Below are 24,160 nucleotides of genomic sequence, written 5' to 3' on the forward strand. Positions count from 1 at the left end.
TTTTTCTGTATGTATGAGGGTAAGGGGAAGGGAAGAAACTAAAAACATAGGACTATTGTATCATTCACGAATGGAATAGTTCTAAAACAAAATAGTTTTACAAGTTATATTTTTTGGTTTAAAATGGGTTGCGTGAGGAAGAAAATCTGACAGAGTTTTTTGTGATTTATGATTATGGGAGATGAAAATATGGAGACATTACAGCATCTGATTCTGCACGACATTTCAAATAGCGAAGAGATCGAAGCTGTAAAAAGCGGTGCGCATACCCTGACTTACGCGGAATATCGAAAACGAATCAACCAGCTTGCGCAATCGCTTCTTGATAAAGGAATAAAAAAAGACGACAGAGTGGCGATGCTTTGTAAAAACGGCCACGCGGCATCTATCGTCATGTTTGCGGCACTTGAAATCGGAGCGGTGGTTGTGCCGGTCAGCTGGCAATTAACACCGTATGAAATGAAAGGCATTTTAGCAGCCTGTGAACCGAAAGCTGTTTTTTACGGCACTGAATTTAAAGAGATTATGGAAGAAGTGCTTCCTGCGCTTGCATCTTCTCTTAAACTGAAGGTCGTGACCGGAACAGCTGCGGAGACAACACCTGAGTTTGACGCTTTATTGACAGGCGCCGGCGATACACCGGACGTCGAAACCGTGTCCGAAAATGATACGGCATTGCTGATGTTTACTTCGGGTACTACTGGCAATCCGAAACGCTGCATGATCACTCACGGCGGCATATACAACTACGTAAAAGCGACATTGGCATACACGGGGAGAATGCAGAATGTCCGCTTCTTAGCATGCCATCCGAATTACCATACGAGCGCGATTATCTGCCAGATGGTCGGCACGATGAGCGGAACGACATTCATTATGACAGACAATCAGGACCCTGTGGAAAACTTGAAGCTCATCGAAAAAGAGAAAATTCAAACCATCATGGCGCTGCCAGTCTATTTCACATATCTGCTGAAAGCATGGGAAACGCACCAGACTGACATGTCTTCTATCGTTTATTTGATGACTGGAGGAACAAAGGTGCCAAGCAGCCTGATCCAGCAGTATCGCGACATCGGCATTCCGCTCATGCACGGATACGGAAGCACTGAAGCGTGGGGCATCAGCTCTTGGAATCCGCAAATGGGAATGGATAAAGCCGCTTCTGCGGGTAAACCGATGGAAGAAGTGGACGTCCGCATTGTAGATCCGGAAACAGGCGAAGTCCTTCCGCAAGGCTCAATCGGAGAAGTCGTTGTGACAAATCCGTTTTTATTCAAAGGATACGAAGGTAACGAAGAAGCGACACGAAAAGTGCTGAAAGACGGCTGGTTCCATACGGGCGATTCCGGATATGTGGATGAAGACGGATTTATCTTTATCACCGGACGTTATAAAGATGTCATCATCTACGGAGGCGACAATATTTATCCTGACCAGATTGAAGAGGTCATTCAGCAAGTGCCGGGAATTCTCGAAACAGCGGTTGTCGGTATCCCTGATCCGCTTTACGGTGAAAAACCGAAAGCGTTCATCGTGACAAACGGCAGAGAAGACCTGACAGAAGAAGAAGTGACCCGATTCCTTCAAGAACGTCTTGCTGCCTTTAAAATCCCGGAGATTGAGTTCGTCAGCGAACTTCCGAAAAACAACCTTGGAAAAGTGAGAAAAGACGTTCTCCGCAAACAAGCGGTACGTTCATAATTGAAAACAAAAACCCGGCTGCCAGCCGGGTTTTTTTCTTGCGTTTCATGTGAAACATTTTTCTCCGAAAACATTTTGAACTGTCTCATTCATGTTTATCCAAAAGCCAGCAGAGGTAGACAAGAAATATGACAACGAACAATAAGGAGGAACTTGACATGGAAAACTATCCGAAGGAATTCCCTGCAAAATCACAAAACCGCCAGCCGGGGATTGAGAACGAAATGAATCCGGCGCCTGTTTACGAATACAAAGAATATAAAGGCGCTGATAAACTAAAAGGGAAAACCGCGCTTATCACAGGGGGCGACAGCGGTATCGGACGCGCCGTAGCGGTCGCTTACGCAAAGGAAGGCGCAAATGTCGCGATCGTCTATTTTGATGAAAACGGAGATGCGGAGGATACAAAAAAAACGAGTGGAAGAAGAAGGCGTAAAATGTCTGTTAATCTCCGGCGATGTCGGTGAGGAAGACTTTTGCAATGAAGCCGTTGAAAAAACGGTTGAAGAATTCGGACGTCTTGATATTCTCGTGAATAACGCCGGGGAACAGCATCCGAAAGAAAGCATTAAGGACATTACAAGCGAGCAGCTTCACAGAACCTTTAAGACAAACTTTTACTCACAATTTTATTTGACTAAAAAAGCAATTGATTACATGAAGCCGGGCAGCGCGATCATCAATACGACATCCATTAATCCATACACAGGCAATCCGCAGCTGATTGACTACACGGCTACGAAAGGCGCGATTAACGGTTTTACGAGATCCATGGCGCAAGCGCTCGTCAACGACGGTATCCGTGTCAACGCCGTGGCGCCGGGACCGATCTGGACACCGCTTATTCCGGCGACATTCTCGGAAGAAACCGTCGCTTCCTTCGGTCAGGATACGCCGATGGGCCGGGCAGGCCAGCCTGTTGAGCATGTCGGCTGCTATGTGCTATTGGCCTCAGATGAATCATCTTATATGACCGGACAGACGCTGCATGTCAACGGCGGCAGATTTGTGACCACATAAGGAGGCTGAAGCATGACAATATCGAAGCAAGACGTAAATGCATACTATCAAAAAGCGGGAATCGTTCTGACTGATGATGAAGTCGAAGATATTCAAATCATGGATTACGGCTTAGGCAAGCTTGAGGAAACCGGGCTTCAGCTGTTTATTTATGTGAATACCGACCGCTACTGTTCAAAAGAATTGGTGCTCTTCCCGCGCCAGACGTGTCCGGAACACCGTCATCCGCCGGTCGGCGGCGAAAAGGGAAAACAAGAGACATTCCGCTGCCGCTGGGGGAAGGTGTATCTCTACGTGGAAGGCGAAAAGGCAGAGAACCCAAGCGTCCTTCCGCCGGAAGAAGATAAGGAATACTACACCGTCTGGAATGAAATTGTGCTGGAACCGGGCGGACAATACACCATTCTGCCGGATACGAAACATTGGTTCCAAGCAGGAGAGGAAGGGGCCGTCGTTACGGAAATGTCATCGCCAAGCACGGATGATCATGACATTTTTACCGACCCGCGCATTTAAAGATGAGGCTGCACGCCTCATCTTTTTTTGTATGGAAAAAAATGAATTTACCTGTATAATGGCTAATAAAGGAAAGAAGGTGTGATCGTGTTTTCCTGTCAAATCCGGGAACATCTGACGATCAGATTGCTTACCAAAGAAGATACGGACGAATTGTATTCTGTTATGAAGCGAAATCAAAACCATCTCAGCGAATGGCTCAGCTGGGCGGAAGAACTGGCTGATATCGATACGTACCGCGATGTGATCATTCCGGAATGGCGCTATAAATACGCGGAAGAGAATGGTTTCGACGCCGGAATTTTTGTAAAGGGCCGGTTTTGCGGCATGATCAGCATCCATAATGTCGATTCAGTCAATCAAAAAGCAGAGATCGGCTACTGGCTGGATCGGGAGCATGAAGGATTCGGCATCATCACTGCAAGCTGCCGGGCGGTTATCACCCATGCATTTCAGGACCTCGGGCTGAACCGCATCATGATCAGCGCCGCTGAAAAAAACACGAAAAGCAGGGCGGTGGCGGAACGGCTCGGATTTCAGAAAGAAGGACTGACGAGAGAAGGCATTTTCGTACAGGGCGCATACCATGACACGGTGAATTACAGCATGCTGAAGCGGGAATGGAGCGAAGAACGGCAGAAGAGCACATTTCTTGGTTTAAATGTCTCCCCAATGTGGAAAAGTAACAGCGGAGACGTTAAAAAGGAGTGATTCTTCATGAATCAAAATGAAATCAAAGAAAAAGTGCTTGAAGTACTGGATCATCATAAAGTCGGTTCGCTTGCGACAGTAGAGCAAGGCAAGCCGCATTCACGCTACATGACATTTTTCCATGACGGCTTAACCATTTATACGCCGACGAGCAAAGACACTCATAAAGCGGAAGAAATTGAAAACAATCCGAATGTTCATATCTTGTTAGGGTATGACTGTGACGGATTCGGTGACGCTTATGTGGAAGTGGCCGGAACCGCCAAATTGAACAACTCAGCAGATTTAAAAGAAAAGCTGTGGGATTCGAAACTGGAACGCTGGTTCGAAGGAAAAGACGATCCGAACCTGGTGATTCTTGAAATTGAACCGAAGCAGATCAAGCTCATGAACGCGGGTGAAAAAACGCCGGCCGAGCTGGAACTTTAATAAATCATTTGATCATTCGGGGGCAATCTGTTATAATTAACTGCTAAGTGACAACATGCAAATAAAAAAGAAAGTAAACTTCTTTTTTCTGTTTTGATATAGAAGCTTCAGGCTTCAACGGACAGCTTGAAAAAAAGCTGAGCTTATTCTTTTCCTTCTGACTATTCGCCCCTAACGAAGAGATGGAAAAAAGACTTTTTGTTTTACAATTCACACCGGCGCGGCTTCGGAGCCGCAGTGACGATTGAGAGGTAGGGCTTTCGTTGTCTTGTGTTCAAGAACTTCCATGGTGTTTACTTTCGAAGAATGATTCTCGGAACTGTAATTTACGAATCACCCGCGGGCTAAGGCGGGAAACCATATATTATTTATTTGCGTAAGAAAAGAATAAGACAAAACCGCACCGGACATCCGGGCGGTTTTTTTATTTGATCGGCCGAAACCTCGCCGCTTTCTGCAGAGTCTAATCAGTATGAAAAGATTTGGAGGAATCATACATTGCACGTTATGACTTCACAAGTACTGTTTATCTTCTGTTTTCTGCTCTTAATACATTCGATTGAAACACTTGCTTATGCAACACGGCTTTCCGGCGCGAGAGTCGGATTTATCGCGTCCGCGCTGTCATTATTTAATGTCATGGTCATCGTATCGCGCATGTCAAACATGGTCCAGCAGCCGTTTACCGGACATCTGATTGATGCCGCCGGATCAAACGCCCTGTCTGTTGTGGGCGCTCAGTTTCGGTTTTTAATATTCGGCTCCACGGTCGGAACGATACTCGGCATCTGTCTTTTGCCGACATTCGTCGCGTTATTCACCAGGGCGATTATACACTTGGCGGACGGAGGAGGCTCCGTCATGCAGGTATTTAAAAAAGGGTTTTCACTGAACGGGCTGAAGCATGCGCGTTCTTATATCAGACGTCCGTCCGTCTCCTATTTAAAAGGGCTTCAATTCCGAATGATCCCGAAACGCTTGTTTGTCATTAATATGGTCATTACGTCCATTTACACGATCGGCGTCCTGTCCGCTCTGTACGCCGGCCTTCTGGCGCCTGAGCACAGCACGACGGCGGTGATGGCATCAGGTTTAATCAACGGGGTTGCGACCATGCTGTTGGCCGTGTTTGTTGATCCGAAAGTATCCGTACTGGCAGACGATGTGGCGAAGGGCAAGCGCAGCTATGTCTCCTTAAAATGGACATCATTGACGATGGTGACTTCAAGGGTCGCGGGCACGCTTCTCGCCCAGCTCGTATTCCTCCCCGGGGCTTATTATATCGCCTGGGTGACGAAATGGATGTAACGCATAAAAAAAGCTCCTCTGTAAAAAAGAGGAGCTTTTCATTTATAATTTCTCAGGCCGCGATCATAAATAAAATTGCCGAACGGGATAAAGGCCGCGATAAAACCGGCGGCTGACCATTTCACGTGCCATTTGACGGTAAACGCCGCATACGCCAGCACTGCCAAATAAATGATAAACAAACCGCCGTGAATGGAGCCGGCAATGGTGACGGCGAGCGGATGATGAGCCCAATACTTCAGCGGCATCGCGATAAACAGCAGCACCAAAAGCGACATGCCTTCAATAAAACCCATCGTGCGAAGCCTGCCGATCGGCGTGTGTAACATACAATTCCCTCCTGTCAGACATCTTTTTTCCTCTATACTATAAGCAATGGGCAGTCCTAATATGACCATTTCTCGTCTGTTCCTGAAAAAACCTTCCTCATTTCAGATTGTTATTCTTGTTATTTTTCGGATTTCTCTTGATAATATAGCCAAAAAGGTAAGGAAGGACTACAGTCATGAAACTAGATAATGTTGATCTGAGCATCATAAAAGAGCTGCAGCGGGACAGCCGCCTGTCCATGCGGGAGCTGGGCAGAAAAATCAAATTGTCAGCCCCGTCGGTCACAGAGCGTGTCAGGCAGCTTGAATCTTTCGGCGTTATTAAGCGCTATACGCTGGACATTGATCAAAAAAAGATCGGGCTTCCCGTTTCCTGTATTGTCGAAGCAACAGTGAAAAACGGAAAATACGATCAATTTAAAACCTACATTCAATCCATTCCCAACATTGAATTTTGTTTTCGGATTGCCGGCGCGGCGTGTTATATGCTGAAGATGAACGCGGACAGCCTGGAAACGATCGAACACTTCATCGACCGCACCTCTCCGTATGCCCAAACCGTGACCCACGTCATTTTCTCAGAAATTGACACAAAAAACGTCCTCGATTAGAGAGAGCGTGAGGAAGTCTGTTATAATAACAGGATGAGTGTGAAAGAAAGAGAAGTGAAAAAGCATGTCAAAAACAGTTGTATTAGCTGAAAAACCTTCAGTCGGCCGGGACTTGGCCCGCGTTCTGAAGTGTCATAAAAAAGGAAACGGATATCTTGAAGGCGACCGCTACATCGTCACATGGGCGCTCGGCCATTTGGTAACGCTCGCTGATCCTGAAGGGTACGGCAAAGAATATCAATCATGGCGGCTTGAGGATCTGCCGATTATTCCGGAGCCTTTGAAGCTCGTCGTCATCAAAAAAACAGGAAAGCAGTTCAATGCGGTCAAAGCCCAGCTTGTCCGGAAAGACGTCAGCCAGATCGTAATCGCAACAGACGCAGGGCGGGAAGGGGAGCTTGTGGCCCGCTGGATTATCGAAAAGGCAAATGTCCGCAAACCGATTCAGCGGCTGTGGATTTCCTCTGTAACAGACAAGGCGATTAAAGAAGGATTCCAAAAGCTCCGCAGCGGCAAAGAGTACGAAAATCTGTATCATTCCGCCGTCGCCAGAGCGGAAGCGGATTGGATCGTCGGCATCAATGCGACCCGCGCCCTGACGACAAAATTTAACGCGCAGCTGTCATGCGGACGCGTCCAGACTCCGACTTTGGCGATGATCGCCAAGCGTGAAGCGGACATTCAGGCGTTCACACCCGTCCCATATTACGGTCTCCGCGCGGCGGCTGATCAGTTGACGCTGACATGGCAGGATAAAAAAACAAAGCAGACAAGAACGTTCGACCAGACGGTGACCGGCCGTTTGGCAAAAGACCTCCAAGGAAAGCCGGCAGTCATTTCAGAATTGAAAAAAACGGCGAAGAAAAGCTTTGCTCCCGGTCTTTACGACTTGACGGAATTGCAGCGGGACGCTCATAAGCGCTTCGGTTTTTCCGCAAAAGAGACGCTGTCCGTGCTTCAAAAGCTGTATGAACAGCACAAGCTTGTCACTTACCCGCGGACGGATTCCAGATTCCTTTCCGCCGATATCGTGCCGACTTTAAAAGACCGTTTAAACGGCATGGAAGTCAAGCCGTACGCACAATACGTCAATCAAATACTGAAGCGCGGCGTCAAAGCGCATAAAGGATTCGTCAATGATGCGAAAGTATCGGATCACCATGCCATCATTCCGACAGAGGAGCCGCTGATTCTTTCAAGCCTCAGCGACAAAGAACGCAAGCTTTACGATCTGATCGCCAAACGTTTTCTCGCCGTGTTAATGCCGGCGTTCGAATACGAAGAAACAAAGGTCACAGCCGATATCGGCGGCGAAACATTTACCGCAAAAGGGAAAATCGTTCAATCGCCGGGCTGGAAAGCCGTGTACGATATGTATGAGGATGACGACGATCATGAGGAAGATAAAGATCAGACGCTCCCGGCCCTTCAGCAGGGTCAGCGCCTGTCCGTCTCGTCGCTGAAAGAAACGAGCGGACAGACGAAACCGCCGGCGCGTTTTAATGAAGGCACGCTGTTATCCGCGATGGAGAACCCAAGCGCCTTTATGCAGGGAGAAGAGAAGAACCTTGTGAAAACATTGGGTGAAACCGGAGGACTCGGAACAGTCGCCACCCGCGCTGATATTATTGAAAAACTGTTCAACAGTTTCTTAATCGAGAAAAAAGAAAAAGATATTTTCATCACGTCAAAAGGGAAGCAGCTCTTACAGCTCGTCCCGGAAGATTTAAAATCGCCGGCGTTAACCGCCGAGTGGGAGCAAAAGCTCTCCGCCATCGCAGCGGGCAAACTGAAATCCGCCGTGTTTATTAAAGACATGAAAACATATGCGGACAAAACGGTGAAGGAAATCAAAAACAGCAGCCAAACCTTCAGACATGACAACATTTCAGGCACCGCCTGCCCTGATTGCGGCAAGATGATGCTTAAAGTCAACGGCAAACGCGGCACGATGCTCGTGTGTCAGGATCGGGAATGCGGCAGCCGAAAAACGGTGGCGAGAAAAACCAACGCCCGCTGTCCGAACTGCCATAAGAAAATGGAGCTTCGCGGCCAGGGTGAAGGCCAAACCTTCGCATGTGTATGCGGCCACCGGGAGAAACTGTCCGTCTTTGAAAAGCGCAAGGCGAAAGATAAATCCGGACGCGCATCCAAGCGGGACATCAACTCTTATATGAAAACCCAAAATAAAGAGGAGCCGCTGAACAACGCGCTGGCAGAACAGCTGAAAAAACTCGGCCTGGATAAATAAATCAGAGAAAGGCAGCATTTTTAAAGAAATGCTGCCTTTTGTCGTGTTTTTTACTGTATTGGGAATGAAATCCAAACAAACAGGGAAAAGGAGAACCGGCGGCGTCCCTATTTTAAAATTTCCCAATGTGAAAATATGCTAGTATTCTTTTATCGTTTCTTATATAGTAAAAATTGCTTTGTGAAAAATAAGATATAGGTATAAAAAAGGAATTACAAAATAGGAGGATGGTACGTGAAACGATTCGGTTTTAGTCTGATGATCCTTTTGATTTCAATCGTGCTGACGGCGGGATGCGCAGAGGCCGGCACCGAAAAACAGACGGCTGCTGAACCGTCCGGACCGCTTCAGCCCGCAGAGCATTTTATTTATCATAAATTGATGAACGGGCGGGGAATGATTCAGACGAACATATCCGGTGAGCCGGAATATTTATCTGAGTCTCTCGGACTATGGATGGAATTTTTGCTCGGCAGGAAAGATGAACGGCAGTTTCAAGCCCAATATCAGCTTCTTATCGATTCATTTTTGACGGACAACGGCCTCGTCTCGTGGAAAATTGCCGGGAATAAAGCGAGCGGCACCAATGCCTTGATTGACGATTTCAGAATCATGAACTGTCTGAATGAGGCCGGAACCCTGTGGGGAAACAGTGAATACGGGAAAACAGCGGTGCAGATCGGGAAGGCGCTGAAAAAATACAATATGAATGAAGGGTATTTTACGGATTACTACGATGCCGCTTCAAATGCCGCATCAAAGACCGTGACGTTGTCCTATGTCGGCCCCGGCGCCTTACAGATGCTCAGAGAACAGGGGATTATCGATGAGAAAACGGAAAACCGGAACCTTGATGTTCTCAATCTTGCGCCCTTGAAAAATGGTTTTCTGCCGAAATCGTTCAATACCGAAACTAAGGAATACAAATATGACAGCGAAGTCAATGTCATCGACCAGCTGTATGCTGCCGTGAATCTGAAGCGGGGCGATGACAAAGCCGCCGCGCTCTCAAAATGGATGATAGAAGAATGGAAGTCGCGCGGACAGCTGTACGGACGGTACATCGCAGACACGAAGGAGCCGGCGGTTCAGTACGAATCACCATCCGTTTACGCTCTCGCCGTTCTTTTTTTAACAGAGCAAAAAGCTGATCCAGCTGTCATCAGATCGCTTTATGAAAGAATGACTTCATTTGAAACGCTGGACACGCTGAAACCTGATTACGGCGGCTATATGAGCGGGAGCGATACACATTCTTTCGATAACCTGCTGCCGCTTTTGGCTGAAAGGAAATTGTTTAATGAACATATCATTCAATGAATCACAAAAACTGTGCAGCTACACAGCAGTTATGTTAGCGCTGCTGTCTCTTTTTATTTACTATGTGTCACAGCAATCCGCAGGGCTTCTGATAACCTGCATCACATTGCTTGTCGCGGGTGCCGGCTTATGGTTCGGGGCGATCTACGCGCTCGTTATCACCTTACTCGTCTTATTTGTTCTCGGCAGCCTGCTCCTGTGGTTTCAGACCGGGAGCTTTATGGTGTCTGCCGGTGCCGAAGGTCTGCAGATGCTGGCCGTTTGGGGGAATGCGCTCCTCGTCTTTTCCTACATATCGGGAAGAATACACGATTTGGCCAAGGGGCTTGAGCGCTCAGTGAAGCAGCTGCGGGAAGAGATCACGAGCTTTGTCGCCGTCGACAGGGTGACGGGCTTTGACAACCATCTCCGGATGAAGCTGGAACTGTCAGAGGAAATCAAGCGGGCGGAACGCTACGGCAATTCCTTTGTCTTTTTGCTGCTGCACATGCATTATTTCAAGGAATTCAAATCCCTCTACGGAGAAAAAGAGACCGACCGCCTGCTGGCATTTATCAGCCGTCAAATCCGGTCAAGCGTACGGGAAACAGATAAAAAATTCAGGCCGTCCGCCGAACGGTTCGGCATCGTGCTGACCCATACGCCTGAAGAAAACATGCCGGCCGTTCTGGCGAAGCTGAAAAAGGAATTGGATACGTACCGGCTGCAAAACGGTAAATACGTCTCCATCACCTTCCGTGTATGTTACTTGGCGTACCGAAAGGATTTACAGACGGCTGAGCGATTTTTAAATGAACTGGAAAACGAGATGATGATGAATGAACTCTAAATGGATACGTCTCTTACTCTCAGCAATCTTCATGATTTCGGCGGTTTATATTCCCCGTACGGCGGGAGCAACAGACAAAAAGGACGGCATTCTCATTATTTATACAAGCGCGGACGGCGAAGAAACCGCTGAAGTCAAAATGCTTGATTTGATCGCGGGCCATTTCTCATCCGCCGTGACCGTGAAAAGCGACGGAGATATCACAGCCGCCGACCTCGAAAAGAATCGGCGCGTCATCTATTACGGCGTCACGAAGAAAAAGCTCAGCAAACCATTTGTGTCGCTGATCGGCAGCATGCCGCAGCAGCTTATCAGCATCGGGTATAACGCCGGACAGTTTAACCGATTTGCGGGGTTGTCCCTCACAGAAAAAGAAACGGTATACCGCATTTACAGTAAGAAAGAAAAAACAGATATGCCGCTTGAAAAAGGAATGTCCGTGCTCGGTGCAGCGGGAGTAAAAGGGGAGCCCCTTTATACATACCGGTCCGGTGACGGCAGCACCCGCCCTTTTATATGGAAAACGGGGCGCTCTGACTATTATTTCGGTGTGACCAGCCTGTTAAATGATTCGTTTCTGACCGCGAAAGAACTGCGCAAGGCGTTTGGAGAATCAGAGGGCGGCACCCTCCTTTATTTGCGGCTTGAAGACATCAGTCCGATGTCAGATGAAACATTGCTTTACGAAGCGGGCGCTTACCTGCATAAACGACACATACCGTTTATTCTGGCGGTGATTCCCGTCTACCTCAATCCGGAAAACGGAGAAAAAGTATATCTGGCGGACAAGCCGAAAATGGTCAGCGTCCTGAAAAAACTTCAGCAAATGGGCGGCAGCATCATTATCCACGGCTATACGCACGCATACCGGTACAGCGAAACGGGAGAAGGCTTTGAATTTTGGGATGCCAAAACGGATCAGCCGATTACGTCAGAAAATGCGGACGATGCTCCGGTCAAGCTTGAAAAGGAACAGGATTTTCCGAATGAAAAAGCGTACCGGGCGTATGTGAAGCCTTTCCGTGAAAAAGAAAAAATCTACACGAGAACGAAGCTGGAGCAGGCGATTGATGACCTGACAGAGCTCGGCCTTTATCCGCTGTCATTCGAAGCGCCGCACTATACGATGTCTGAAGAAGGGTACAAAATCGCATCTTCTTATTTCTCCAGCATTTTCGGCCAAGTGCAGCTCAGCGGCACGACGTGGAAAACTTCGGGCGCCCCTCCGTTCGTCTCAAAGCCGGCTATGCTGGACGGGATGACGCTGTACCCTGAAACCATCGGTTATGCCGATAACTCAAAGGAAAATCCGCTCGGAGATATGGAGGATCATATCTCGCAGATGATTGACTTCGGCGGCGGAGTGGCGGGAGGTTTCTATCATCCGTATCTCGGCATGAAATACCTCCCTGAGCTCGTCAATCAGATGGAACGAATCCCCGGCGGCGAGTGGCTCGATCTGAAGAAAACGAAGCAGACGGTAACGTCGGACAGCGTCAGAATCAAAACGAACGGAGACGGAATCATTCATGTGGAAAACAAGATTCACCCGATAACATCCTTTTTCAATCACCACCAGCAGACGCCTCTGGAAAAAGCGCTTTGGATTCTCTCCGGCGTGGTGTTATTGTTCATCATCATGTTCGCATGCTACGTCCTTTATTTGCGCGCCACATTAAAAAAACGAATCTTTAAGGAGAGAAGAACCCTTGAGTAACATTCTGTTTTTTATCTCATTAAGTTTAATATGGGTGATGCTTCTCTATCACATGTTTCTGATGCAGGGCGGATTCAGGCATTATATGACCTTCGAACAAAACATTCCGAAATGGCGGGCAAAGGCGGGGGAGCTCCCGAAGGTCAGCGTCCTGATTCCCGCGCATAATGAGGAAGTTGTTATCAGGCAGACGCTGAAGGCGATGGTGAATCTGTATTATCCGAAAGACAGGCTTGAGATCATTGTCGTTAACGATAATTCCTCCGATCGGACGGGAGACATCGTCAATGAATTTTCCCGTCAGTATGATTTCATTAAAATGGTTGTCACAAAGCCCCCGAACGCCGGAAAAGGAAAATCCTCGGCGCTGAACTCAGGGTTTGCCGAATCGAACGGAGACGTGATCTGCGTATATGATGCGGACAATACGCCGGAAAAAATGGCGGTGTACTACCTCGTTCTCGGTCTGATGAATGATGAGAAAGCAGGAGCGGTTGTCGGGAAATTCCGTGTCATCAACGCGGCCAAAACGCTCCTGACGAAGTTTATCAATATTGAAACCATCTGCTTTCAATGGATGGCGCAGGGCGGCAGATGGAAATGGTTCAAAATCGCCACCATCCCGGGAACAAACTTCGCGATCAGGCGGAGCATTATCGAACGGCTTGGCGGCTGGGATGATAAGGCGCTGGCGGAGGACACCGAGCTGACGATCCGCGTCTATAATCTCGGGTACCATATCCGCTTTTTCCCGGCGGCTGTGACATGGGAGCAGGAGCCTGAGACATGGAAGGTCTGGTGGCGCCAGCGGACAAGATGGGCGCGCGGCAATCAATACGTCGTTCTCAAGTTTTTATCCCAATTTTTTAAGCTGAAACGCAAGCGGATCATCTTCGATCTGTTTTATTTCTTTTTTACGTATTTTTTGTTTTTCTTCGGTGTGATCATGTCAAACACGATTTTTATTATCAATCTTTTTTACGACCTGCATCTGGCAGTCGGGTTTTTGGCGATGATTTTGTGGATACTGGCCTTTTTCCTGTTTATGACCGAGGTCATGATTACCTTAAGCATTGAAAAAACAGAAATGAACAAACAAAACTTCTTTATCGTATTTCTCATGTACTTCACATACTCCCAGGCTTGGATCGTGCTTGTCATCTGGTCATTATTCACAGAGATCAAGCACCGCTTGTTCAAGCAGGAAGTCAAGTGGTACAAAACGGAGCGATACAATCAAAATAAAAGCGGGTGACCTTTTTGAAAAAAGCGATCATATTGATAACTGGCCTTTTGCTGCTGATATATAACGGGCAGACGGCCGCGGCCCAGGAACTGAAAACGGACGGTTCCGCCCTCAGAACAAGCGCCGGCGCAAAAGAGCAGCAGGCGCTGACGGGCGATCTGATTACTCTTTACGGGGCGAAAGACAGCTCGGAGCTGACTTATCAGATTCCTGCGGGAGCTTCGAATGCCAATCAGTCGCTTCTGATTGATTACGAGGCGTCAAACTTATTAATAGCTCCGTCTTCTTTAACGATTGCCATTGATAATGAACCGGTCAAATCCCTAAAGCTTGACGGCAGCTCTAAGCGGAAAACAGTAAAGCTCAATCTCAGCAAAAGCCAAGCCGCCCAAGGCTATCACAACGTCTCATTGCAATTTTACGGCGTATTAAAAGAGGGCGTTTGCGTCAGGCAGGATACGTCAGGGAACTGGATAAAGATTTATCCGGACAGCCGCCTTGTGCTTTCAGAAGCAAGCAAGTCAAAGGGGGCGGATCTGAGCCATTTCCCGTATCCGTTTGCCCAATCAGGCAATACGGGTGAAGAAACCGATATTATCCTTCCTGACAAACCGACCTCTGCGGAAGCTGAAGCCGCAGTCAAAACAGAAGGATTTCTGAAAACGGCTGACAGCAGGCTAAAAGTGTCGTACGTAAAAGAATCCGCCGCCGGCAAAATCAGCAATCCGTCAATTGTCATCGGCGCCGGGCAGCATTGGAACGGCAAAATAAAAGAGCTTTTCGATCGCGGGAACATCAAAGCGGAACACAACAAACTCCTTCTCGCTGAACGGGTGCTGACCGCCGGGGATAAACGGCAGCCCGTCCTGTTTGTCACGGCACAATCAGACAAAACGCTGGCAGAAAAAATCCGCGTCATGACAGACAGCGCTTATTCAGGCCAGCTGAGCGGAGACTCACTGATGATCGGCCGTCTTCAGCCCGCTGCTGAAAAGACAGGCAATAAACTGACTTTAGACGATTTCGGCGCGGGAAATGTAACGGTCGGATCAAACAAAACGGCGTCGGAGCATTTCTTTTACCCTGCGGCGGCCGCTGTTGATAAAGACGGGAAGGTCAAGTTTTCGCTTACATTAAAGACGTCGGAATCGGTCCGGACGAAAGCGGATTCTGGTGATGACGCCGAGAGAGCGGAACTGAACGTCATGGTCAACGGACAGCCGAATGCGGTGCGTCTTGATGATCTCGGCAATAAGGATAAAGACGGCTTTTACCACGTCTCCATCCCGATTGATCCGAAACTTTTGCGCAGCAGCAGATACATTGATCTGCAATTTGTCACCTCAGGTTTGAAACATAACAATCCGTGTATCGACCGTGACGAAAACAAATGGGTCTATATTGATAAAAGCAGCACGCTGACGTATCCGGTAAGCGATGCGGCGCAGAAAGCGGATTTCGGGCAATGGCCGCTCCCGTTTGCGGGTAGCGTGAATAAAACTGTGATCGTCATCCCGGATGACGTGACTATGCAGACACTTAAAGAGCTTTCTTTAGTGGCCGATTCATTTGGAAACGGCGCCCGGCAGTCATTTACCGTGAAGACGGCATCAGACATGAAGGAAGCGGACGCCAAAGGCCGGAATGTTGTGTTTATCGGAAGTCTTGCGCAAATTCCGCTTTTGAAGTCAAACGCTTCTAAGCTTCTCGTGCCGTCAGACCGCAGCGGCGCTTACGATGTTTCATCGTTTCAGATGCTGAATGAGACGACGAAACAAGTCGCGTTTACACAGAAATCACCTTGGGACTCAGACAGCAGTATTGCTGTTTTTGCTCCGTTATCAGGAAGCGGCGCGGCCGTCACAAAAGAGCTGATCAGCTTTTTAGACAGCACAAGCGACGCCGCAACCGTCGTCAACGAAACGGGCGGCAAGCAGCTGTTTTCGAACCATCAGCAAATCAAATCCGACGACAGCAGTCCATCGGCTGATACGAAAAGCCGTTCCGCAGCATTGAACGTCACGTATATCGCTGTTTTCGCGGCGCTTATAATCATTGCGGCCGGTCTGATCTGGCTGACGGCAAGAAGGAAAAAAAGAAAAGCGGATAATGAAAAAAGTGAAGAGTAATGAAAGCAAAAGAGGCTGTTAACAGGCCTCTTTTTTTGTATTTTTATTTCCATTTTTGGCGGTAATTTTTTTATTTTTGAAACAGCATAAAAGCCCCTTTACAACCGGACGGGACGGGAGTATGATCTCTTTTATAATCTATATCGCTTAATCTGTATCCAGAGCGGGGGAACCAATTTGCGGCGCGTCATGCCGCTTGGGGTGAATCCTTTTTAGGTAGGGCCAACTCTCATAAGCCCGAATCCGACAGCTAACCTCGTAAGCGTTCATGAGAGGAGATGAATGAAACCTGTGCACGATTATGGCGCAGGGGCATCCGTTTGCCTCTGTGTCTTTTTGCTGTCCTGAAATAAGGCATGCAATCAGCATTCGGAGACATCATAGCAGTAAGGGTTTGTAAATCAAACGGAAAATGAAAAAAAGGGGAAGACAACAAATGTATCATTCAATCAAAAGATTTTTGATTGGGAAACCGCTGAAATCACAGGCTGCCGGAGAGCAGAAACTGACGAAACTCAAGGCGCTTGCCATGCTTTCTTCAGACGCGCTTTCATCAGTTGCTTACGGAACGGAACAGATTCTGATCATTTTGGCTGCGGTAAGCGCGGCCGCGTTTTGGTATTCCATTCCGATCGCAGCCGGTGTTCTTATTTTGCTGCTTGCTTTGATTCTGTCATACAGACAGATTATTTACGCTTATCCGCAAGGCGGAGGCGCTTATATGGTTTCTAAAGAAAACCTTGGTGAGAAGCCCGGCCTGATTGCGGGCGGCTCATTGCTTGTTGATTATATTCTGACGGTGGCGGTAAGCATTTCTGCCGGAACTGACGCCATTACATCGGCATTTCCGGCTTTGCACCCGCATCATTTGCTCATTGCTGTTTTGCTTGTGATTCTGATTATGATTTTAAATTTGAGAGGGCTGTCAGAATCGGCGTCCATTTTGGCGTATCCCGTCTATCTATTTGTGGCGGCGCTTGTCCTTTTGATCGTCGTCGGGCTGTTTAAGCTCATGACAGGCCAGGTTCATCCGGCCGAGCATACACCGATCGGCACGCCCGTAGCGGGCATCACGCTGTTTTTGCTGCTGAAGGCCTTTTCTTCAGGGTGTTCGGCGCTGACCGGTGTTGAAGCCATTTCAAATGCGATCCCGGCCTTTAAAAATCCTCCGGCGAAAAACGCGGCCCGCACTCTGGCCATGATGGGGATTCTGCTGGCGATCTTATTTACGGGGATTACGGTGCTGGCGTACGGCTACGGCACGGGTCCGAAGCCTAACGAGACCGTTATTTCACAAATCGCCGCGGAAACCTTCGGACGCCATACGGTGTATTATTTCATTCAAGGCGTTACATCATTGATTCTCGTGCTTGCGGCGAATACGGGCTTTTCCGCATTTCCGCAGCTGGCGTTTAATTTAGCGCGCGATCAGTATATGCCGAGAATGTTTACGGTTCGCGGCGACCGATTAGGTTTTTCAAACGGAATTATCTTTCTCGGTATCGCGTCCATCCTGCTTATTCTTTTATTCGGCGGTCGCACGGAACATCTCATTCCGCTTTATGCCGTCGGTGTGTTCATTCCGTTTACGCTGTCGCAGACGGGAATGTGCATCAAGTGGATCAGGCAGAAGCCGAAGGGCTGGGCTGTAAAAATGCTGATCAACTCATGCGGCGCCGCCATTTCATTTATGGTGCTGTGCATTTTATTCGCGACAAAATTCAATCTTGTCTGGCCCGTGCTGTTATTCATGCCGGCTGTCGTCTTTTTGTTTTTCGTTATTAAAAATCACTACACCGCGGTCGGCGAACAGCTGCGGGTTGTTGATCAGCAGCCTGAGGAAATTAAGGGAACCGTCGTCATTGTGCCTGTCGCCGGTGTCACCACGGTCGTCCAAAAATCGATTCAGTATGCGAAATCATTATCGGATCAGGTCATTGCGGTTCATGTTTCCTTTGACAGGGAAAACGAAAAGAAGGTGGAAAAGCGCTGGGAAGAGCTTCATAACGGCGTCCGCCTCGTCACCCTGCATTCCTCATACCGCAGTCTGGTTCATCCGTTTGATAAGTTTTTAGAGACGGTCGAACAAAAAGCGAAAAAAGAACAGTTCTCCGTGATGGTGCTGTTTCCGCAATTCATTACGAAAAAACGCTGGCAGACCATCCTTCACAACCAATCAGCCTTCTTGCTCCGCGTCCGGCTGTTTTGGAAGAAGGACATAATCGTCGCCACACTGCCGTATCATTTTAAAAAGTAACGGTAAAGACCGCAGGCCTTAGTGCCGCGGTCTTTTTTGTAAAGGAGGACGACATGGCTCAAGGCGCTTTTGTCATCATTCAAAATGACGGGCGGGACATAATGCTCGTAAAACGAAAAGACGTTCCCTTATGGGATTTGCCCGGCGGCGGGATCGCAGAAGGTGAAACACCTGAAGCCGCAGCTATCAGAGAGGCCTTCGAAGAAACCGGTTATAATGTGACCATCCGGCAAAAAGCCGGTGAGTATGAAAGGCCTGCATTTGAAGATACACAGCACGTGTTCATCGGAGCCGTTACTGGCGGAACCCCGCTGATGGACGGGCCGGAAACCGCCGCATTACGCTGGTTTTCCCCAAACCAGCTGCCGCTGTTCATGGTGCCGAACAGGAAACGCCAAGTAAAAGACGGAATCAATGGTGCGGCAAATATGAAGGTAACGCTGAAAGACCGGCATCTATTATCCATCCTTGATCTGCTGAGAAAAAAGTCAGGCAGATAGCCCCGTGTTTCAACCCGTTTTAAAAAGGGGATGAATACAGGTAAAAGGAGGATGCAGTATGCCAAGTAAAACAGCAGGACACGTAATGACAGAGCTGCTTGAACAATGGGGAGTCGGACATATATACGGCATTCCCGGAGACAGCATTAATGAATTTATCGAAGAATTGAGACATGAACGAAACAACCTGACATTCATCCAAACCAGGCACGAGGAAGTCGCAGCCCTGGCCGCCGCGGCTGAGGCAAAACTGACCGGGCAGATCGGTGTCTGCCTTTCAATCGCAGGGCCGGGAGCCGTTCATCTGCTGAACGGTTTATACGATGCCAAAGCGGACGGTGTTCCGGTTTTGGCGATTGCTGGACAGGTTGCCTCAGATGAAATCGGCCGTGACAGCTTTCAGGAAATCAAATTAGAGCAAATGTTTGAGGACGTGGCGGTATTCAACCAGCAAGTACATACAGCAGAAGCGCTGCCCGATCTTCTGAACCAGGCGATCCGTACGGCTTACAGTAAAAAAGGCGTTGCCGTTTTAACCGTATCTGATGATTTATTTGCGCAAAAAATCAAACGGGAGCCGGTCTACACGTCGCCGATATACTTAAAAGCCGATATCGAGCCGAAAAAAGAACATCTCGTGACATGCGCGCAATATATTAACAACGCAAAAAAACCGGTCATTCTCGCCGGCCAAGGGTTAAAGTCAGCAAAAGAGGAGCTGCTCGCATTCGCCGATAAAGCGGCCGCTCCGATTGTCATTACCCTGCCGGCAAAAGGGGTCATACCTGACAGCCATCCCCATTTTCTCGGAAATCTCGGGCAAATCGGCACAAAGCCCGCCTACGAAGCGATGGAGGAATGCGATCTGCTGATCATGCTCGGCACATCGTTCCCATACAGGGATTATCTCCCGGAGGATACGCCTGCCATCCAGCTTGATTCGGATCCGGCCAAAATCGGCAAGCGCTATCCCGTCAATGCGGGAATCGTCAGTGATGCGGCTCTGGGCCTGAAAGAGCTGACGGATTACATTGAATATAAAGAAGACAGAAGATTTTTAGACGCCTGCACCGAGCACATGAAGCATTGGTGGAAGGAAATCGAAAAAGATGAAACCGAGGCGACTCATCCGCTCAAGCCGCAGCAGGTCATCGCCCGGCTCCAGGATGCGGCCGCAGAGGATGCCGTCCTGTCAGTGGATGTCGGAACAGTTACGGTATGGATGGCCCGCCATTTTAAAATGAAAAAGCAGGACTTTATCGTCTCAAGCTGGCTCGCCACGATGGGATGCGGGCTTCCGGGAGCGATTGCCGCAAGCCTTGCCGAACCTGAGCGGCAGTCCATCGCCATTTGCGGAGACGGCGGATTTTCAATGGTCATGCAGGATCTGCCGACGGCTGTTAAATATAAACTGCCGATTACGGTTGTCATTTTAAACAACGAAAATTTAGGCATGATTGAATATGAACAGCAAGTCAAAGGCAACATTGACTACGTCACCCATCTGCAAAATGTGGATTATGCCGCTTTTGCAAAAAGCTGCGGGGCAAAAGGGATCAAAGTGACGAAACACGAAGAATTGGCTCCCGCTTTTCATGAAGCGCTCAACTCAAATGAACCGGTCGTCATTGACGCCGTCATTGGCGACGAGCCGCCGCTTCCGGGAAAAATCACTTACGGCCAAGCGAAAGGCTTCAGCAAATACATGCTGAAAAACTTCTTTGAAAACCAAAAAATCGAAATGCCGTCGCTCAAGAAAAGCTTGAAACGGCTGTTTTAAAAAGCGGCGCTTATAAAAAAATAAACAGGCAGCATGCCTGTTTATTTTTTTGTCGTGCAGCTTGTTTGCATATAGGCTCTTCTATTTACTCAGGTGAGCCGTATGATCATTTTTCTTCAGTTAAATGGAATAGGTCAGCCAATTTCCAAGGGAGCCGCCCATCTTTTCATAGAATTTTTGTGCACGGTAATTATCGGATGCTGTTATCCATGACATATGCGCATACCCGTTTTCTTTTGTAAAAGCCTCACAACTTTTAAACAGTTCTTGGGCTGCTCCTGTGCCTCTTGCTTTTTCTGCCACGAATAAATCATACATTATTGTTATTTTATCTGCTTTCGTCGTGCTAAAACTAAAATATAATGTTGCAAAGCCAATAAGTTCCCCATCTTGTTCAGCAACGAATTGAATACCTCTGTCCTTTTCAAATAGCATTTCAATCAAACGATGTATATGTTCAATCGGTGGTTTAGGCCGTTGATAAAAATCCACGATATATAAATACATTAAGTCGGTCAATTGGTTTACGTCATAAGGTTCCGCGCTCCTGATGATCATATGTTTCCCCCCCTCACTCTTTGTTAATTTTTGTTATACAAAACTTACATGAATATTCCGAATGATGCAATATTTCAAAATGGTTTTGAACCGGTTTGTTGTTTAAGAAGGCGGAATCATTCTCATGAATCGCTTAACTCAAATGAGCCGCCGCTTCCCGGAAAAATCACTTACGGCCAAGCAAAAGGCTTCAGCCAGTATTCGCTGTCTGCCTTGATTGATTCAGGTGATTAGTTCAAAAACAGTTAATGAGTTGAAGGTCAAGCAGATGGATAGGGCGCTAGAGAACTGTCTTGATGAAGATGAGCGCAGTATTCTTGAAAAGAAATATTTGTCATCAAGAAAAATAAAGGATTTAGAAATTATGATTGAGCTCGGCCTGAAAAGAGATAAGTTTTATCAGGTGAAAAGGCAGGCCATTTGCAATATCGCGACAGCGCTCGGAATCATCTGAGGGCTGTTTTTAATCCGTTAAATTAAATTCACCTTTTAGAGTCTCAGCTGTGCGAGAAGGCTTTATGGTCAAGGCTTTTTTCACTGGTGTACTTATTTGTTGCGCGATAAAATGGCAGTAACTGAAAGGAGGGGTGCAAGTGATAAAAAGAAAAAAGGACTCAGAGGAGTTTAGATAATGGATGATAAAAAGAAAGAGGTTCAAAGAAAATATAGAGAAGAGATTAAGAGAAAGAAACAGCAAAAAGAAGATGATAAAAACTTCACAAGAGAAGCCTTTATTGTTGTGACGATCATCGTGCTGTTTATTTTTTTGAATTTCATGTTCAAAAGTTTTTAACAAAAAATCCCTGCCCCCACTTCAGTTCACTTTTGATGAAGCATCCCTCCTTAAAGATGGGAAGTACATCGTGAATGAGCAATTAGTCTTTGGGAAATTCGTTCCTGAGTTCCGAACACTGACAGTGATTTCCCAACAGCATCTTATATGGGTTGCTTAAAACAAAAAATTATTGACTTTATTTCCGGAGGTCTGCAAAAATTACTTGAAAAAATGTGGATAGAAGCGGCTATTCCATCTTAAAAATCGTCGGGGAAAATGCAGTTAGATGTGGAGTTGTTGGTTTAGCCGCGAAGCATATTAGGCCAAGTGTTTGTGAGCTTTACACAAGATAATTAATGAGCATTTTTGTCCCTCCGTAAATGCGGGGGATTTGCATTTACATTCGATAAAAGTATCGGCCGTATGATGAATGAAGCTCTTTTCATGACGAAGAGGGTTTTTTGTTTTTTAAGTCAATGTATGGTCTGGCTGCTGGCGGAATTTACAGACCGAAAATGAAAGCGAAGCTGAAGGAATGTTAAAATAAAAAAGCAGGCTCTATTTTGCCCGCTTTTCTTTAAAAATGTGATCCAAGATGAACATAAAGAGAGTGAATAAAAAGGACATCGTCATTATATCTATTAGAGATATATTAGAGGTTTCTTTTATTAGCAGCAGCCATACCACCTGCAAAACGAAAGAAATAGAAAAATAAGATATATATTTAATGCTCTTCATACCCAATTCCCCCTTTATTAGCCTAATTTCTCTTTTGCGATCTTATCCAAATGAGTAAAAAGGATATCCAGGCCCGAAAATAAGAAAGTTATAAAGAATGAAAGAAGAATTTCTCCACCTTGAAATATAGCTATGTTCTCAATGATATGATTGGAAACGTATTTAATTGAGAAGTAAACAGCAGCCCATGCAAAAATGAATTCAAGGATATAGGCTAACCAAGCAGGTAATTTAAAAACATGAGTCATTCCTTTTACAATTACCATAAGGATTAGCATATAAATGAAAGCTAAAATACTGACGACGACAGAAAATATGTATAAGTCTGAAAGTGAACCATAGAAGATATATTCTCCGAAAAAATGATTTACAGTTATAGTTGCAAAATAAATAACTAGGCTGGGTACAGTTACAGCGAAGCACAGGGAGAATCCAATAAGCCCTATGAATGCTGCATGAGCTAAGTGGTTGGGTGGTGTATCCAGTATTTCCTTTTTTAATAGAATCATAAAAATAAGAGATGAAATAACAAGGCAGCATAAGAGAGTGAGTAAAACAGTAAAAAAGATAGTCATGTGAAATCTCCAATGAAAAAGTGCTATTAGAGTGAATCTAACAGCACTTTGCATGATCATTTATGAATCAGTTTAAAATGTTTTCATTGCTAAAGTTGTCAAATGAGCGAGGTTTTTAGCCTGGCTGTCAGAAAGTCCGGACTTTTTAAGTGAAAGATAAAGATTCTTTTCCACGTCAGTCCAGCTTAAGGCGACATACTCGTTCAGCATTTTCTTTAAAACCGGTTCTATGTGTTCATTGAAAACAGATTCAAGTTCATTTCTTATTTTCTTTCCTGCTAATCTTTCAACAAGATTAAATAATTTTGTTTTATTTTTCAGCACTTCTCTGATTGCATCTTTGACTGGTTTTGACACAGATGCATCGCTTTGTGCTTTTAGTCCGTAGGAAAATTGTGTATCAGTCTGATAAAAAAATGATTTGGCCGTTCCAGCGGCATTGGCAGTATTATTATGATTTTCTTTAGCTAAGGATGCGGGGACAAAAGAAGTAGTTACAAGGGCTAAAGATGCGGCAAACAGAATGCCTTTAGCTGCGTGTCTAATGGGAAATCCTCCTTTAGAAATGTAGTGTAGAGAGAAATAAAAGACTATGTATTTAGGCGGGACCTATATGATCCGCTTTGAACATTTTTCCCTCTCAGATACCATTCTATCAATAGGTATTTTTGGGGTAAATAGGATTTTTATACAGTATTTCTCTTATCATCCAAAATCTTCTTTAGCGGAATTCATTTTAGCTGCAGTTTCGTGAAATAGAACATGGGCTAAAGCCTATATAACACATGTATAGGCTGATTGAGGCGGAACCACATGATCGGAGCGGTTTTATAATTTGGGTTAATAAAAAAATAAAC

At 46.7% G+C, this 24,160-nt stretch carries 20 protein-coding genes, 2 pseudogenes and 1 riboswitch; of the genes and pseudogenes, 18 read left to right on the forward strand and 4 right to left on the reverse strand.

Translation table 11 applies throughout. The annotated features are described in order from the left end of the window. Positions 1 to 189: 189 nt before the first annotated feature. From AADZ70_RS17070 to AADZ70_RS17095, 6 genes and pseudogenes are all read left to right on the forward strand, one after another. On the forward strand, positions 190 to 1,704 hold the full coding sequence (locus AADZ70_RS17070; protein WP_342007368.1) for a class I adenylate-forming enzyme family protein: 1,515 nt from the start codon (positions 190 to 192) through the stop codon (positions 1,702 to 1,704). A gap of 158 nt (positions 1,705 to 1,862) precedes the next feature. Continuing rightward, a pseudogene (locus AADZ70_RS17075) lies at positions 1,863 to 2,724 on the forward strand (SDR family oxidoreductase). A 12-nt stretch (positions 2,725 to 2,736) separates the two neighbouring features. Continuing rightward, the gene (locus AADZ70_RS17080) at positions 2,737 to 3,240 is read left to right on the forward strand and encodes a D-lyxose/D-mannose family sugar isomerase (protein ID WP_342007369.1); all 504 of its coding nucleotides are present in this window, start codon (positions 2,737 to 2,739) and stop codon (positions 3,238 to 3,240) included. Between the two features lie 87 nt (positions 3,241 to 3,327). After that, positions 3,328 to 3,951, forward strand: a complete 624-nt coding sequence (locus AADZ70_RS17085; protein ID WP_342007370.1) for a GNAT family protein — start codon at positions 3,328 to 3,330, stop codon at positions 3,949 to 3,951. Positions 3,952 to 3,957: 6 nt separating this feature from the next. Further along, on the forward strand, positions 3,958 to 4,380 hold the full coding sequence (locus AADZ70_RS17090; protein ID WP_045926226.1) for a pyridoxamine 5'-phosphate oxidase family protein: 423 nt from the start codon (positions 3,958 to 3,960) through the stop codon (positions 4,378 to 4,380). A gap of 498 nt (positions 4,381 to 4,878) precedes the next feature. Beyond that, positions 4,879 to 5,688, forward strand: coding sequence for a lipid II flippase Amj family protein (locus AADZ70_RS17095; protein ID WP_064778194.1), 810 nt, complete (start codon positions 4,879 to 4,881; stop codon positions 5,686 to 5,688). Positions 5,689 to 5,726: 38 nt separating this feature from the next. On the opposite strand, the gene AADZ70_RS17100 is transcribed toward AADZ70_RS17095, so the two are convergent. Further along, positions 5,727 to 6,017: a DUF3817 domain-containing protein gene (locus AADZ70_RS17100; RefSeq protein WP_013351048.1), complete on the reverse strand. Its 291-nt coding sequence runs from the start codon at positions 6,015 to 6,017 to the stop codon at positions 5,727 to 5,729. A gap of 176 nt (positions 6,018 to 6,193) precedes the next feature. On the opposite strand from AADZ70_RS17100, the gene AADZ70_RS17105 reads away from it, so the two are divergent. The 10 genes from AADZ70_RS17105 to AADZ70_RS17150 all read left to right on the forward strand — a co-directional run bounded on the left by AADZ70_RS17105 (position 6,194) and on the right by AADZ70_RS17150 (position 20,657). After that, positions 6,194 to 6,628 carry an Lrp/AsnC family transcriptional regulator gene (locus AADZ70_RS17105; RefSeq protein ID WP_045926223.1) on the forward strand — a complete coding sequence of 145 codons (435 nt, stop codon included), beginning with the start codon at positions 6,194 to 6,196 and terminating at the stop codon, positions 6,626 to 6,628. A gap of 64 nt (positions 6,629 to 6,692) precedes the next feature. Continuing rightward, positions 6,693 to 8,879 carry a DNA topoisomerase III gene (locus AADZ70_RS17110; protein ID WP_049627906.1) on the forward strand — a complete coding sequence of 729 codons (2,187 nt, stop codon included), beginning with the start codon at positions 6,693 to 6,695 and terminating at the stop codon, positions 8,877 to 8,879. Between the two features lie 234 nt (positions 8,880 to 9,113). Next, positions 9,114 to 10,199, forward strand: a complete 1,086-nt coding sequence (locus AADZ70_RS17115; protein WP_342007371.1) for a lipoprotein YdaJ — start codon at positions 9,114 to 9,116, stop codon at positions 10,197 to 10,199. Next, a complete protein-coding gene (locus AADZ70_RS17120; protein WP_342007372.1) occupies positions 10,180 to 11,028 on the forward strand; it encodes a diguanylate cyclase in 849 nt (282 codons plus the stop codon). Before AADZ70_RS17115 ends, AADZ70_RS17120 begins: the two co-directional genes overlap by 20 nt. After that, complete coding sequence (locus tag AADZ70_RS17125; RefSeq protein ID WP_342007373.1) at positions 11,018 to 12,745, forward strand: DUF2334 domain-containing protein; 1,728 nt, start codon at positions 11,018 to 11,020, stop codon at positions 12,743 to 12,745. Before AADZ70_RS17120 ends, AADZ70_RS17125 begins: the two co-directional genes overlap by 11 nt. Continuing rightward, on the forward strand, positions 12,738 to 14,000 hold the full coding sequence (locus tag AADZ70_RS17130; RefSeq protein ID WP_016937212.1) for a glycosyltransferase: 1,263 nt from the start codon (positions 12,738 to 12,740) through the stop codon (positions 13,998 to 14,000). The genes AADZ70_RS17125 and AADZ70_RS17130 overlap by 8 nt, the downstream gene beginning before the upstream one ends. A 5-nt stretch (positions 14,001 to 14,005) precedes the next feature. Then, positions 14,006 to 16,120, forward strand: a complete 2,115-nt coding sequence (locus AADZ70_RS17135) for a cellulose biosynthesis cyclic di-GMP-binding regulatory protein BcsB (protein ID WP_342007374.1) — start codon at positions 14,006 to 14,008, stop codon at positions 16,118 to 16,120. Positions 16,121 to 16,254: 134 nt separating this feature from the next. Continuing rightward, a riboswitch (cyclic di-AMP (ydaO/yuaA leader) is annotated at positions 16,255 to 16,400 on the forward strand. Positions 16,401 to 16,556: 156 nt separating this feature from the next. Continuing rightward, the gene (locus tag AADZ70_RS17140) at positions 16,557 to 18,377 is read left to right on the forward strand and encodes an APC family permease (RefSeq protein ID WP_049627912.1); all 1,821 of its coding nucleotides are present in this window, start codon (positions 16,557 to 16,559) and stop codon (positions 18,375 to 18,377) included. 53 nt (positions 18,378 to 18,430) lie between these two features. Continuing rightward, the gene (locus tag AADZ70_RS17145) at positions 18,431 to 18,877 is read left to right on the forward strand and encodes an NUDIX hydrolase (RefSeq protein ID WP_342007375.1); all 447 of its coding nucleotides are present in this window, start codon (positions 18,431 to 18,433) and stop codon (positions 18,875 to 18,877) included. A gap of 58 nt (positions 18,878 to 18,935) precedes the next feature. After that, a complete protein-coding gene (locus tag AADZ70_RS17150) occupies positions 18,936 to 20,657 on the forward strand; it encodes a pyruvate oxidase (RefSeq protein WP_326351757.1) in 1,722 nt (573 codons plus the stop codon). 120 nt (positions 20,658 to 20,777) lie between these two features. On the opposite strand, the gene AADZ70_RS17155 is transcribed toward AADZ70_RS17150, so the two are convergent. After that, on the reverse strand, positions 20,778 to 21,215 hold the full coding sequence (locus tag AADZ70_RS17155) for a GNAT family N-acetyltransferase (RefSeq protein WP_342007376.1): 438 nt from the start codon (positions 21,213 to 21,215) through the stop codon (positions 20,778 to 20,780). Positions 21,216 to 21,462: 247 nt separating this feature from the next. Here AADZ70_RS17155 and AADZ70_RS17160 point away from each other — a divergent pair. Beyond that, positions 21,463 to 21,669, forward strand: a pseudogene (locus AADZ70_RS17160) (ArpU family phage packaging/lysis transcriptional regulator); the annotation flags it as partial. Positions 21,670 to 21,846: 177 nt separating this feature from the next. After that, positions 21,847 to 22,008 carry a hypothetical protein gene (locus tag AADZ70_RS17165; protein WP_014304372.1) on the forward strand — a complete coding sequence of 54 codons (162 nt, stop codon included), beginning with the start codon at positions 21,847 to 21,849 and terminating at the stop codon, positions 22,006 to 22,008. 737 nt (positions 22,009 to 22,745) lie between these two features. Here the strand turns inward: AADZ70_RS17165 and AADZ70_RS17170 are convergent. Both AADZ70_RS17170 and AADZ70_RS17175 read right to left on the reverse strand, forming a co-directional pair. After that, entirely contained in the window at positions 22,746 to 23,303 is a 558-nt protein-coding gene (locus tag AADZ70_RS17170; RefSeq protein ID WP_342007377.1) for a hypothetical protein, read from the reverse strand. 72 nt (positions 23,304 to 23,375) lie between these two features. Further along, entirely contained in the window at positions 23,376 to 23,627 is a 252-nt protein-coding gene (locus AADZ70_RS17175) for a hypothetical protein (RefSeq protein ID WP_232904843.1), read from the reverse strand. Positions 23,628 to 24,160 lie beyond the last annotated feature (533 nt).

Origin of the sequence: Bacillus sp. YBsi01, assembly GCF_038406745.1 — a bacterium.
Classification (GTDB): domain Bacteria; phylum Bacillota; class Bacilli; order Bacillales; family Bacillaceae; genus Bacillus; species Bacillus siamensis.